Origin of the sequence: Microbacterium salsuginis (assembly GCF_012524205.1) — a bacterium.
Taxonomy (GTDB): domain Bacteria; phylum Actinomycetota; class Actinomycetes; order Actinomycetales; family Microbacteriaceae; genus Microbacterium; species Microbacterium salsuginis.
On sequence record NZ_JABACI010000002.1, the window covers coordinates 15,382 to 27,924 of the forward strand.

General features: G+C 69.3%; 13 protein-coding genes. 1 reads left to right on the forward strand and 12 read right to left on the reverse strand.

Features of this window, described 5'->3' with window-relative positions; all coding sequences use genetic code 11:
* Nucleotides 1-327 precede the first annotated feature (327 nt).
* The 12 genes from HF576_RS07145 to infC form a co-directional block, all read right to left on the reverse strand.
* Nucleotides 328-1,308, reverse strand: coding sequence for an NAD-dependent epimerase/dehydratase family protein (locus HF576_RS07145; RefSeq protein WP_168912138.1), 981 nt, complete (start codon nucleotides 1,306-1,308; stop codon nucleotides 328-330).
* A gap of 130 nt (nucleotides 1,309-1,438) precedes the next feature.
* A complete protein-coding gene (locus HF576_RS07150; protein ID WP_168912139.1) occupies nucleotides 1,439-2,416 on the reverse strand; it encodes a DUF559 domain-containing protein in 978 nt (325 codons plus the stop codon).
* A gap of 159 nt (nucleotides 2,417-2,575) precedes the next feature.
* Complete coding sequence (gene pheT, locus HF576_RS07155; RefSeq protein WP_168912140.1) at nucleotides 2,576-5,092, reverse strand: phenylalanine--tRNA ligase subunit beta; 2,517 nt, start codon at nucleotides 5,090-5,092, stop codon at nucleotides 2,576-2,578.
* Nucleotides 5,092-6,141, reverse strand: coding sequence for a phenylalanine--tRNA ligase subunit alpha (gene pheS, locus HF576_RS07160; RefSeq protein WP_168912141.1), 1,050 nt, complete (start codon nucleotides 6,139-6,141; stop codon nucleotides 5,092-5,094). Before pheS ends, pheT begins: the two co-directional genes overlap by 1 nt.
* Nucleotides 6,142-6,190: 49 nt before the next feature.
* Nucleotides 6,191-7,111: an amino acid ABC transporter permease gene (locus HF576_RS07165; RefSeq protein ID WP_168912142.1), complete on the reverse strand. Its 921-nt coding sequence runs from the start codon at nucleotides 7,109-7,111 to the stop codon at nucleotides 6,191-6,193.
* Complete coding sequence (locus tag HF576_RS07170) at nucleotides 7,108-7,755, reverse strand: amino acid ABC transporter permease (protein ID WP_168912143.1); 648 nt, start codon at nucleotides 7,753-7,755, stop codon at nucleotides 7,108-7,110. Before HF576_RS07170 ends, HF576_RS07165 begins: the two co-directional genes overlap by 4 nt.
* A gap of 76 nt (nucleotides 7,756-7,831) precedes the next feature.
* Nucleotides 7,832-8,698, reverse strand: coding sequence for a glutamate ABC transporter substrate-binding protein (locus tag HF576_RS07175; protein ID WP_168912144.1), 867 nt, complete (start codon nucleotides 8,696-8,698; stop codon nucleotides 7,832-7,834).
* A gap of 78 nt (nucleotides 8,699-8,776) precedes the next feature.
* Entirely contained in the window at nucleotides 8,777-9,574 is a 798-nt protein-coding gene (locus tag HF576_RS07180; RefSeq protein ID WP_168912145.1) for an amino acid ABC transporter ATP-binding protein, read from the reverse strand.
* An 85-nt stretch (nucleotides 9,575-9,659) separates the two neighbouring features.
* Nucleotides 9,660-10,460: a TrmH family RNA methyltransferase gene (locus HF576_RS07185; RefSeq protein WP_168912146.1), complete on the reverse strand. Its 801-nt coding sequence runs from the start codon at nucleotides 10,458-10,460 to the stop codon at nucleotides 9,660-9,662.
* 70 nt (nucleotides 10,461-10,530) lie between these two features.
* Nucleotides 10,531-10,914: a 50S ribosomal protein L20 gene (gene rplT, locus HF576_RS07190; RefSeq protein ID WP_168912147.1), complete on the reverse strand. Its 384-nt coding sequence runs from the start codon at nucleotides 10,912-10,914 to the stop codon at nucleotides 10,531-10,533.
* A 31-nt stretch (nucleotides 10,915-10,945) separates the two neighbouring features.
* Nucleotides 10,946-11,140: a 50S ribosomal protein L35 gene (gene rpmI / locus HF576_RS07195; protein ID WP_018172232.1), complete on the reverse strand. Its 195-nt coding sequence runs from the start codon at nucleotides 11,138-11,140 to the stop codon at nucleotides 10,946-10,948.
* Between the two features lie 72 nt (nucleotides 11,141-11,212).
* Nucleotides 11,213-11,920, reverse strand: a complete 708-nt coding sequence (gene infC / locus HF576_RS07200; RefSeq protein ID WP_425522983.1) for a translation initiation factor IF-3 — start codon at nucleotides 11,918-11,920, stop codon at nucleotides 11,213-11,215.
* A 198-nt stretch (nucleotides 11,921-12,118) separates the two neighbouring features.
* Between infC and HF576_RS07205 the strand changes: the two genes are divergently transcribed.
* Complete coding sequence (locus HF576_RS07205) at nucleotides 12,119-12,538, forward strand: DUF1844 domain-containing protein (RefSeq protein WP_343234200.1); 420 nt, start codon at nucleotides 12,119-12,121, stop codon at nucleotides 12,536-12,538.
* The last annotated feature ends 5 nt before the right edge of the window (nucleotides 12,539-12,543 follow it).

Here is a 12,543-nt window from a genome sequence, read left to right on the forward strand (position 1 = left end):
TGGGTGCGGGGGCCGGAGACGGCGACGCCCGCTCGCAGACGTCCATGACAGGACGGCGTACGGGGTCGCCTAGAGTCGGCGCTGGCCCAGACGCGGTCGGCGCACGCGCGCGGCGCTCGGAACGAGCGCTGCGAGAACCTGGACCGCCGAAGGCATGCGCCGACCCTAGCGGGCCGGTCGCGGCATCCGCAAATCCGCCCTACGCGATCGACCGTCGGCTTTCGAATCGCGCACTTTGCAGATTCGGGCCAGGCAGCCGTGCAAAGTGCGCGATTCGAAACCAGCGTCAGCCGCGCCGTATCGTGCCGTGACGTAGAAGTACGCGCCTCAGCCGGCGAGTTCAGACAGCAGCGCGAGCTCGTCGGCGCGCGACAGCCCGGCCCGGCGGTCGCGGTCGAGTCCGCGCGCCCGCTCGTCGTCGAGGGTGCGTGCCACGGTCTCGCCCAGTGGACGAAGTCGCCCGCCGAGGAGCCGGTACACGGCGTTGGATCGCGTCCAGAACCCCGGCATGTCGCGAGGCAGCCACAGCGGCAGCGATCGAGGCCCGGACCAGTGGGCCACCTCGCGGTCCTCGAGCCACGCGTCCGGAACCGCGACGGTCGCGCCCGTGTGCGCTGCCGCGCTCCGCGCCTCGCCGAGCAAGGCGTCCAGCGGCACCGGATCACCGACGGCATTGACCACGCCGGTCCACCGTTCCGCGCCGAGCGCCTGCACGAAGGTCGCGAGGTCGTCGACGTCGATCACCTGCGCCCCCCGGTCCGCAGCATCCGGCACGAGCACGTCGCCGCCCGCCGCGAGCGCGAACCGCCCCACCCAATACCCGAAGCGATCGGTCGGGTCCCCCGGTCCGACGATGAGCCCCGGACGCACGATCGCCGCGCGCCGTCCGAGAGCGGAGCGGACGGATGCCTCGGCCTTCGCCTTCGCGCGGCCGTAGTCCTCGTCCTCGCCCGGGCCCGCAGGCGTCAGCACGGCGGCCGATTCGTCGGCGCCGGGCTGATCGGGGTCGGCGTACACCGACACGGTGGAGATGTAGGTCCAGTGCTTCGCGCGGCGCCCGAGCGCCCCGAGCGCCTCGCCCACGTGCACGGGATTCGACGAGATGTCGACGACCTCGTCCCACTCGCGTGCCGCGACGCCGTCGTAGGCGCCGGCCATGTCGCGGTCGCCGACCACGAGCGTCGTCCCGTACGGAGCGGGCCGCCCTCCACGGGCGAGGCAGGTGACGGATGCTCCGGCATCCGCCCACCGCTCGGCGATGCGCCCGCTCACCCAGCCTGTACCACCCAGCACCAACACGTCGGTCATGGCATCAGCCAACCAGACGCGCGGGCTCCCGGCATCCGGTTCCGCCCTCGGCGGCGTGATCGCTTCGAATCGCGCACTTGGCTCCTTCGCAGCACCCAGCCGTGCAAAGTGCGCGATTCGAAAGCCGATGTCAGGACGACAGCGCGGCTCGCACGCGGGCCACCAGCTCCTCCGGACGCTTCAACAGGAGCGAAGTGACTTCGATCACCGTCCATCCGGCTGCGCGGAGCGCGGCCATCCGCTCGACATCCTGAGCCCACTGTTCGCCGTGCAGCATCCCGAGATACTCGATCGCGACGCGCTGAGCGCGATAGACCATGTCGACGCAGCCGAGGAAGCGGCCGTACGCGTCGAAGATGTCGACGTTGAGGTCGGGTTCGGGGATCCCGGCAGCCACGAGGATGCAGCGCACTCGCGACTCCCGGGGTGACCACGAGTCTTCGCGGATTGCTGCGAGCGCCTGGCGCAGGCGCGCGGCCCCGCGGCGACGTCCGGCCTCGACCATTTCTCGGAGTCCGTCGACGGTGGCCAGCGGCTCACGCCCGACGTCAGGCCGGCCGTACCCCGCGCGCCACCTCCGGCAGAAGTAGTCGCCCAGCGCGATGAGGTCGAAGAGCGGCAGCGTGCCCAGTGATGCCCAGGTCGCAGCGGGCGATGAGACCCGCAAGCCGTCATGCTCGTCGAGTTCGGTCAAGCGTTGGAGTGTTCGATGTCCCGTGACTCCTGCCGTTCGTGGGAAGGGAAGGTGACCGAACGCTGATACGTGCAACTCGAGGTCCGCTGCTCCGGCGGTCTGCCCGGCGGGCGTGAAGGACAGCGGCAACGGCCCTCCCCAGACAGAGGCGGCGGTCTGGTGGCTGTAGAAGTGGCCCGTGTGCAGCCGCGGGGCATACTGGCGGGCACGCGCGACACGCAGCCGTCGCTGGTATTCGTAAGGGTCGTCCGTCTGCACAACGGGCGCGACGGCGTCGCCGCGCAAGCGCACACCGTAGAACGGCGACTCGAGGTCTTTCCCTCTCAGCCGGACACGTGATACTCCGTTGGCGCGCGCGAGCCACACGGGGAACGCGTCGTTCACCTCATCGGGCAGCGGATCGTTCACGGTCATGCCGCTACCGTGCCACGGCGATCCGCCGCGCCGCTGCGGCTATCCACAGGCTTTCGAATCGCGCACTTTGCCGTTTCGGGCCGGGCAGCCAGGCAAAGTGCGCGCTTCGAAACGGACGTCGACCGCGCGGCAGCGCCCTCGGCGGAAGGCGCCGCCGGCCTACTCGCGCAGCGTGGCGCCGAAGCGGTCGGCGGCCGCGGCCACGCCGGCCAGCTTCGCCTCGGTCGCCTCGGCGGCGGTCAGCGTGCGGTCGGGTGCGCGGAAGCGCAGCGCGAACGTGAGGCTCTTGGCCCCCTCGGGCACGCCCTGGCCGCGGTAGTCGTCGACGAGTCGCAGCGACTCGAGGAGTTCGCCCGCGCCTTCCAGGAGCGCCGCCCGCACGTCCAAGGCCGGGACGTCGGCGGGCACCACGAGCGAGACGTCCTGCGTGGCGGCCGGGAAGCCCGACAGCGACGCCGCGACGACCTTCTCGCCCGCGAGCGAGAGCACGAGATCGAGGTCGAGTTCGGCGACCACGACGCGACCCGGAAGATCGGATGCCTCGGCAACAGCCGGCAGCAGCTCACCGACATAGCCGACCTCGGCGCCGGCGACCGACAGCAGGCCCGTCCGGCCCGGGTGCAGCGCGGCGCGCTGCCCCTGTGCCACGTCGATCGTGACGCCGGCGGCACCCGCGATCGTGCGCACGGCGTCGAGGGCGTCCGAGAGCTCGGCGGCGACCGGCGCGACGCCCGGCTGCTTGGTGACGAGGTTGCCCGCGAGCAGCACCGCGACGTGGCGGTGCTGCGGCGGGATCGACGCGTCGAGCTCGGCCAGCGTGGCGGCATCCGGCCTCACCGCCAGCGGCGGCACGTGCGGCGTGCCGTACGTCACGCCGGGCTTGGGCAGGAACACCACTCCGGTCTCGAACAGAGCGAGGTCGGTGAAGCCGCGCGACACATTGCGGTGCGCCACCTGCAGCAGTCCGGGGATCAGCGAGCGGCGCAGGAACGGTGCCTGCCCGTCGAGCGGGTTGGCGAGCTTGACGCTCGGCAGGTGCGCGCCCGAAGGCGATCCGTGCAGATCGTTCTGCTCCTCGGTGGTGAATCCGAACGAGGGCGTCTCGACGAAGCCGGCCGCAGCCAGTGCGTTCGCGACGCGACGACGGCCTTGCTGGGCCGCCGTCAGCCCACGGCCCGACGGCGGAAGCGGCAGCACGGACGGGATGCGGTCGTAGCCCTCGATGCGGGCGACCTCCTCGGCGAGCGTCCACTTGTCGGTGAGGTCGGGACGCCACGACGGCGGGATGACGTGCCAGCCTGCGGCGTCGTCCTCGGCCTCGACGACCTCGCAGCCGATGAGGCGCAGTGCGCTCTCGATCTGCCCCGGCGTGTAGTCCACCCCGATGAGGTGCGGCACGAACAGCGGCGGCAGCTCGATCCCTGCGACGAACACCTCGGCGAAGACGGCACCGCCGTACTCCTCGTCACTGGTCCCGCCGGCGTACTCGACCATGAGATCTGCGACACGGCGAGCGGCGACGAACGGCACGAGCGGATCCACGCCCCGCTCGAAGCGGCGCGATGCCTCGGACGGCAGCTTGTGCCGGCGCGCGGTCCGCGCGATCGAGACGGTGTCGAAGGTCGCCGCCTCGATCAGCACGTTGCGGGTGGACCCGCTCATCTCGGTGGTGCCACCGCCCATGACGCCCGCCAGGCCGATCGGGCCGGAGTCGTCGGTGATGAGCAGGTCCTCGGGGTCGAGCGTGCGCTCCCTGCCGTCGAGCGTCTCGAGCTTCTCGCCCGCGTGCGCGCGGCGGACGGTGATGCCGCCCTGCAGCCTGTCGAGGTCGTATCCGTGGATCGGCTGGCCGAGCTCGAGCATCACGTAGTTGGTGATGTCGATCAGGATGCCGAGCGAGCGGATGCCCGCCAGCGTCAGGCGCGCGATCATCCAGGCCGGCGTCGGCTTGGTCGGGTCGACGTCGCGGACGACGCGGGCGACGAACTCCGTCGCCCCGGCACGCCCGCGGATCGGAGCCTGGTCGTCGATCGAGATCGGGAAGCCCGATCCGGGTGCGACCTCGTCCCACGACCTGTCGGCGGGATCACGGAACGCCGCGCCGGTCGAGTGCGAGTACTCGCGCGCCACGCCGCGGATCGACAGCGCGTACCCGCGGTCGGGCGTGACGTTGATCTCGACCGCCGCATCGTCGAGGCCGAGCAGCGGGATCGCATCGGTGCCGACCGGGGCATCGATGCCGAGTTCGACCAGGCGGAGGATGCCGTCGTGCTCCTCCCCGAGGCCGAGTTCGCGTGCCGAGGCGATCATGCCGTCGGAGACGTGCCCGTAGGTCTTGCGGGCGGCGATCGGGAACGGCCCGGGGAGCACAGCGCCCGGCAGGGTCACCGGCACCTTGTCGCCGACGAAGAAGTTGCGTGCGCCGCACACGATGCCGCGCACTCCCCCGTGCTCCTCGCCGACATCGACCTGGCACCAGCGGATCGTCTTGCCGTTGGACTGCGGCTCCTCGACGAACTCGACCACTTCGCCCACGACGATCGGGCCGTGCAGGTCGAAGCGGTGCACGTCCTCTTCTTCGAAGCCGACACGCACGAGCGCCGCGAGGACGTCCTCGGGCGTGGCCTCGGCCGGGAGGTCTACGTACTCACGCAACCAGGAGAGCGGGACGCGCATCAGACCACCATTCCGAACTGCTCGCTGAAGCGGACATCGCCCTCGGCCATGTCGCGCATGTCCTGCACGTCGCTGCGGAACATGAGCGTGCGCTCGATGCCCATGCCGAACGCGAAGCCCGAGTACTCCTCAGGGTCGATCCCCGCCGCACGCAGCACGTTGGGGTTGATCATGCCGCAGCCGCCCCACTCGATCCAGCGCGCGCCGCCCTTGAAGGTCGGGTGCCAGAGGTCGAGCTCGGCCGACGGCTCGGTGAACGGGAAGAAGTTCGCGCGGAACCGCGTCTTGGCCTCGGCTCCGAACAGCACCTTGGCGGCGTGGTCGAGCGTGCCCTTGAGGTGGGCCATCGTGATGCCCTTGTCGACGACGATGCCCTCGAACTGCGTGAAGACGGGGAGGTGCGTCGCGTCGAACTCGTCGGTGCGGTACACGCGACCGGGGCACAGCACGTACAGCGGCAGGTCGCGCTCGAGCATCGAGCGCACCTGCACGGGGCTGGTGTGCGTGCGCATCACGAGGTGGCGTTCGACGGGATCGACGAAGAACGTGTCCTGCATCTGGCGCGCGGGGTGGTCGACGTCGAAGTTGAGGGCGTCGAAGTTGAACCACTCGTGCTCGAGCTCGGGGCCTTCGGCGATCTCCCACCCCATGCCGACGAAGATGTCGCCGATCTGCTCCTGCAGGAGCGAGATCGGATGCCGCGCCCCGACGCGGGCACGAGAGGCCAGCGCCGTGACGTCCACGCGCTCCGCCTCGAGCCGAGCGGCGGTCTCTGCCGCGGCGAGCTCTTCCTCACGGGCCGAGAAGGCCTGGTTCACGCGCGCGCGGGCCTGGCCGACGAGCTTGCCGAACTCGGCCTTCTTCTCGTTCGGCACGTCGCGCAGGCGGGAGTTGAGCTTCGCCAGCGTCGACCCCTCCCCGGCGTGGGCGGAGCGTGCGGCCTTGAGCGCCGCGGTGTCGTCGGCAGCGGCGATGGCGGCGAGCGCATCGTCGACGGCGGCGGTCACCGCCTCGGGCGTGATCTCGGTGTTCTGGGGAGCGTCGGACACGAGAGACGAGTCTACCGACGGCCGGGGCGCCGGCCGTCGCTCGGCCCGACTATGCGCGGTGCGACCCGGCCGCGGACGCGGTCGCCTCGATCCGCAGCAGGGTCGCCGGATTCGTCGGGTCCTCGCCCTTTCCGCGACGGACCTTGCCGCCGCCGCTCGCGGTGCGGCGCGCGAGCCAGCGCGCGAACCAGGACAGCAGCAGGTTGATCGTCAGGTAGATCGCGAGCGTCACGACGAACAGCGAGAACAGGTATCGGTTGCCGTAGAAGCTGCCGAGGTTGTTGATGTTGCTCCGGATGATCTCGTTGTAGCCGACGATGTAGCCGAGCGACGTGTCCTTGAGCAGCACGACCAGCTGGGCGACGATGATCGGCAGCATCTGCCGGAACGCCTGCGGGAACTCCACCAGCATCTTCGACTGGAACTCGCGCATGCCCACGCTGAGCGCAGCTTCGCGCTGCCCGCGCGGCAGCGCAGCCAGGCCGGCACGGAGGATCTCGCCGATGAGCGTGCCGTTGTAGACGATGAGCGCGATGACGACGGCCCAGAACGCGCCCGTGGAGGCGACGAGCAGGATGAACAGCATCATCAGCAGCACCGGCATCCCGCGGAAGAACTCGATCACCCACGCGGTGGGGATGCGCACCCAGGGGATGAGCGAGCTGCGCAGCAGCGAGAGCACGACGCCCACCGCGATCGCCCCGACGGCGGCGACGGCGGCGGCCTGCAGCGTCGCGATCACGCCTTCCCCGATGAATCCCCAGACGGCGGGGTCCGTGAAGATGTTCCAGCGAGTGGGGTCGAACATGCCCGGCAGGGTGATGCCGCCCGAGTCGCGGGGAGCGGCCAGTGTGAGGATCACCCAGACCGCGCCGGCGAGGATGAGGATGGCCGCCACGATGGACAGGATGAGCGAGAGCCGCCGTGCCCGCGGTCCCGGTGCGTCGAACAGGACGCTTGCGCCGCTCATCGCCGCACCACCCAGCGCTTCTCGAGCTGCCCGGCGATCAGGCCGAGCGGCACGGTGATGACCAGGTACAGCACCGCTGCGGTCACGAGGATCTGGATCACGATGTTCCCGTTGTCGTTGGCGAGCTGTCGCGTCGTCGCGAACAGCTCGACGACGAAGAATCCGCCGGCGACCGACGTGTTCTTCGTGAGGGCGATGAAGACGTTGATGAGGGGCGGGATGGTCATGCGGAACGCCTGCGGCAGCACGACGAGCGAGACGGTCTGACCGAAACCGAGCCCGATGCTGCGGGCGGCCTCGGCCTGACCGACCGGGACGCCGTTGATGCCCGACCGCAGCGCCTCGGCGACGAACGGCGAGGTGTAGTAGGTCAGCGCGATGAACGCCAGCAGGATGTACGGCAACCGCACGCCGAGCATGGGCATGACGAAGGCCGTGAAGATGAAGACGAGGGTCAGTGGGGTGTTGCGTGCGATCTCGGTCCAGAACGCCGCGAATCCGCGGAGCGCCGCGACGGGCGAGATCCGCATGGCGGCGATGAGCGTGCCGAGCACCAGCGCGCACACGCCGGACACCACCAGCAGGAGGAGCGTCACACGGAAGCCTTCGAGGAAGGTCGGCATCAGCGACCACAGCTGCTCCATGGGCCTCCTTTCGTGAGTGTGTGGGGACGGATGCCCCGGGCCGCCGAATCCGGCGGGCCCGGGGCATCCGTGTCGATCAGTAGCGGTCGGGTGTCGGCGGCTCGACGAACGGGAGCACGGTGCCCGCGGTGGCGTTCCACGCCTCCTCGTAGCGACCGTCCTCGTACGCCTCTTCGAGCACGTCGTTGATCCACATGCGGAACTCGGTGTCTTCGAGCGCGAGGCCGATGCCGTAAGGCTCCTCGGTGAACGGCTCGCCCACGACCTTGAACTCGCCCTCGTTCTGCGCGGCGAGGCCGGCGAGGATCACGTTGTCGGTCGACACGGCCACCACCGCACCGCTGCGCAGCGGCTCGAGGCAGTTGGAGTACGTGTCGGTGAGCACCGGCTCGGCGCCGATCTCGGCCAGCTTGGCGGCCGGCGTGGAGCCGGTCACCGAGCAGACCGGCTGCCCGACGAGGTCGTCTTCGCTCTCGATGTCGTCGTTGTCGGCGAGCGTCAGGATCGACTGGCCTGCCATGTAGTACGGGCCGGCGAAGGAGACGACCTCCTTGCGCTTGTCGTTGATCGTGTAGGTGGCGATCACGATGTCGACCTCGCCGTTCTGGATGAACGGCTCGCGGTTGGCCGAGACCGCTTCCTTCCACTCGATGTCCTCTTCGGCGATGCCGAGCTCGGACGCGATGATCTTGCCGATCTCGACATCGAAGCCCTCAGGGCCGTTCGGTCCGTTCAGGCCGAACAGCGGCTGGTCGAACTTCGTGCCGATCGTGATCGAGCCCGCCTCAGCGAGCTCGGCCATTGTGGTGCCCGCCTCGAACGTGGGCTCCGGCTCGGGCGTCGTGGTCTGCTCGCCGCCCGGCGTGCCGCCGGTGGCGCACGCCGACAGCGCGAGCGCGCCGGCTGCGGCCAGCGCGATCAACGGAAGTCGCATTCGCTTCATTGTCTTCGTCCTTTGCTGTGGCGGACCGTTCGTGACGGTCCTCTCGGTTCCCGGCCGCTGGAAGGAGGCCGGAGCGGTTCAGTGCTCGAGGATCTTGGACAGGAAGTCCTTCGCCCTGTCGCTCTGCGGGTTGGTGAAGAACTGGTCAGGGGTCGCCTCTTCGACGATCGCGCCGTCTGCCATGAAGAGCACGCGGTCGGCGGCCTTGCGGGCGAACCCCATCTCGTGCGTGACGACGATCATCGTCATGCCGTCGGCGGCGAGCCCGATCATGACGTCGAGCACCTCGTTGATCATCTCGGGGTCGAGCGCGCTGGTCGGCTCGTCCATCAGGATCAGCTTCGGGTTCATCGCGAGGGAGCGCGCGATCGCGACGCGCTGCTGCTGCCCGCCCGACAGCTGGTTGGGCATCTTCTTGGCCTGGTTTGCCACGCCGACCCGGTCGAGCAGCTGCATCGCCTTGTCTTCGGCATCCTTCTTCTTCATGCCGCGCACCTGGATCGGACCCAGCGTGACGTTCTCGAGAACGGTCTTGTGCGCGAACAGGTTGAACGACTGGAAGACCATGCCGACGTCGGCACGCAGGTGCGCGAGCGCTTTGCCCTCTTCGGGCAGCTTCGCACCGTCGATCGAGATCGTGCCGGAGTCGATCGTCTCCAGCCGGTTGATCGCGCGGCACAGCGTGGATTTGCCGGAGCCGGACGGACCGATCACCACGACGACCTCGCCCCGGTTGACCACCGTGTTGATGTCTTTCAGCACGTGGAGATCACCGAAGTGCTTGTCGACGTGGTCGATGATGACCAGGGGTTCGCCCCGTCGCACCGAGATGTTCGAGGTCCGCGGCGCCGGCGCCGGGGCTTCAGGTGTCGCCATGTCTTCACCCTAGGGGCGTGCTCCGACGCGGGCCAGTCGCCGCGCGACCCTTTACCGATCTGTAACAGCGCCGGAACGCGACGTGTCAGCCCGCGGCGCGCTGCGCGAAAGCGGTCTCGTACAGGCAGACGCTCGCGGCCGTCGCGAGATTGAGCGACTCGGCCGCGCCGAAGATGGGCAGGCGCAGCGAGAGGTCCGCCAGGGCGAGCGCCTCTTCGTCGAGCCCGCGGGCCTCATTGCCGAACAGCCACGCCGTCGGCTCGGCGAGGATCGGCCGCGACGCGAGGAAGTCGCCTCCCCCGACATCGGCAGCGATGACTCGCACCCCCGCGGCGTGCGCTCGCTCGACTGCGGTCGTCAGCTCGACACCGACCGCGATCGGCAGGTGGAACAGCGACCCGGTCGTGGCGCGCACGACCTTGGGGTTGTACGGATCGACCGTGCGCCCGGTGAGCACGACGGCATCGGCGCCCGCAGCATCCGCCGCCCGGATGATGGTGCCGAGATTGCCCGGATCGCGGACCTCTTCGCAGATGGCGACCAGCCGGGGCGACGCCGCGAAGACGTCACGGACCGAGGTGGGCGACTGCCGGGCGACGGCGACGAGGCCTTGCGGGGTGACGGTGTCGGCCATCGAATCCAGCACGGCCTCGGTCGTGAAGACGACCTCGATGCCGGCATCCTTCGCCGCGTCCCTCACATCGGCGTGCTTATCGAGGGCGCTCGGCGTCGCGAACAGCTCCACGAGGGTGTCGGGGCGGTAGGCCAGCGCCTCGCGGGCGGCCTGCGGACCTTCCAGCAGGAACAGCCCCGTCTCCTGACGGGCGCTGCGCTTGGTCAGCTTCGCGACGGCGCGAACGCGCGGAGAGCGAGGGTTCTCGAGCACGGCACTCAGTCTAGGGACAGAAAGGGCGCCCTCCGTGAGGAGGGCGCCCTTTCGATGACGAATGCTGAGATCAGGCGCTCTTGGGAGCGTTGACGTTCTCGGGCAGCGCCTTCTTCGCCGTCTGGACCAGCGACGCGAACGTGGCGGGCTCGTTCACCGCGAGCTCGGCGAGCATGCGGCGGTCGACCTGCACGCCCGCGAGGCCGAGACCCTGGATGAAGCGGTTGTACGTGATGCCGTTCTGGCGGGCAGCGGCGTTGATGCGCTGGATCCACAGGCGACGGAAATCGCCCTTGCGCTTGCGACGGTCGCGGTACGCGTAGACGAGCGAGTGGGTGACCTGCTCCTTCGCCTTGCGGTACAGGCGCGAACGCTGACCCCGGTAACCGGAGGCGCGCTCGAGGATGACGCGACGCTTCTTGTGGGCGTTGACGGCCCGCTTGACTCTAGCCATTTCGTGTGATTCCTATTCGTGCGTCGGGCGCTCAGCGACCGAGGAGCTTCTTGGCGACCTTGGCGTCGCCCGGGGCGAGGACCTGCTCCTGGGAGAGGCGGCGGGTGCGGCGCGACGACTTGCCCTCGAAGTTGTGGCGAAGGTTCGCCTGCTGCTTCATGAGCTTTCCGCTGCCCGTGACCTTGAAGCGCTTCTTGGCGCCCGAGTGGGTCTTCTGCTTCGGCATCTGTTCATTCCTTCGTTTCACATCCCGCGCGGGCGGGAGTCGGATCCCGCGGTGCGGGAGTCTGTGGGGGCGCTATTCGGCGGGTGCCGACTCGGCGGGAGCCGATTCGGCCTCGTCGGCCGGTGCGCCGGTGCGAGCCGAGCGCGCTGCCTCCTTGTTGGCGGCACGCTGGGCGTTCTGCTCGGTCTTCACCTCGGACTTGTTCTTGTGCGGGGCGATGACCATCACCATGTTGCGGCCGTCGATCGTGGGATTCGATTCGACGGTGCCGAATTCCGCGACGTCCTCGGCGAACTTGCGGAGAAGACGCACACCCTGCTCGGGACGCGACTGCTCGCGACCACGGAAGAGGATCATGGCCTTGACCTTGTCGCCCGACTGCAGGAAGCCTTCGGCGCGCTTGAGCTTGGTGATGTAATCGTGGGCTTCGATCTTCAGACGGAACCGGACCTCCTTGAGGACGGTGTTCGCCTGATTGCGACGCGCTTCCTTGGCCTTCTGCGCAGCCTCGTACTTGAACTTGCCGTAGTCCATGATCTTGACCACGGGGGGCTTCGAGTTCGGGGCCACCTCGACGAGATCGAGGTCGGCTTCCTGAGCCAGGCGCAGCGCCACCTCGATGCGGACGACGCCGACCTGCTCTCCGTTCGGGCCGACGAGGCGTACCTCGGGCACCCGGATGCGGTCGTTGGTGCGGGGATCGCTGATGCGGAACTCCTTCGTGCGGGTGATGACACCGCGACACGTTTTGCGTCGCGGGCGGAGGAAGATCCACTCCACCCGTCAGGACGCTTCGAGACCCGACTTTCGGCACCCTGGTTCCCGCCCGAGACTCAGGCGACTACCCCGGCCGCAAGCGGTCGGGGCGGAGTGCATGACCCGGTAGCCTGGAACGGCAAGCGCGGGTGGGATGTGATCCACTTTCCGATCCGGCGCATGACGCACCGGAGACCAGAGAAGTTTAGCAGAGAGTACGGCGTGGACACGATTCGAGACCAGGACGGCCAGGCGAGCGGAAAGTCGGAGAAGGCGGATGCCGAGCGTCAGGCTCTCTGGGAGGAGCGCGAGCGCGCTGCGGCATCCGCATCCCGTGACATCGCCGATGTGCCCGCCGTCGAGGTGATCACGACCACCGCCGTCCACCTCCTCAGCGCCGCCGCGGTGAAGGTCGGCCTCGCCGACGACCCCGCGACGCAGACGGATCTCGACGAGGCGCGCAAGCTCATCAACGCGCTGGCCGGCCTCATCACCGCGGGAGCACCGGAGATCAGCGACATGCACGCTCGCTCCCTGCGCGACGGTCTGCGGTCGGTGCAGCTGGCCTTCCGCGAGGCATCCGTCATCCCCGACCCGATCGGCAAGGGACCCGGCGAGAAGTGGACCGGCCCCGTGAACTGATCTGC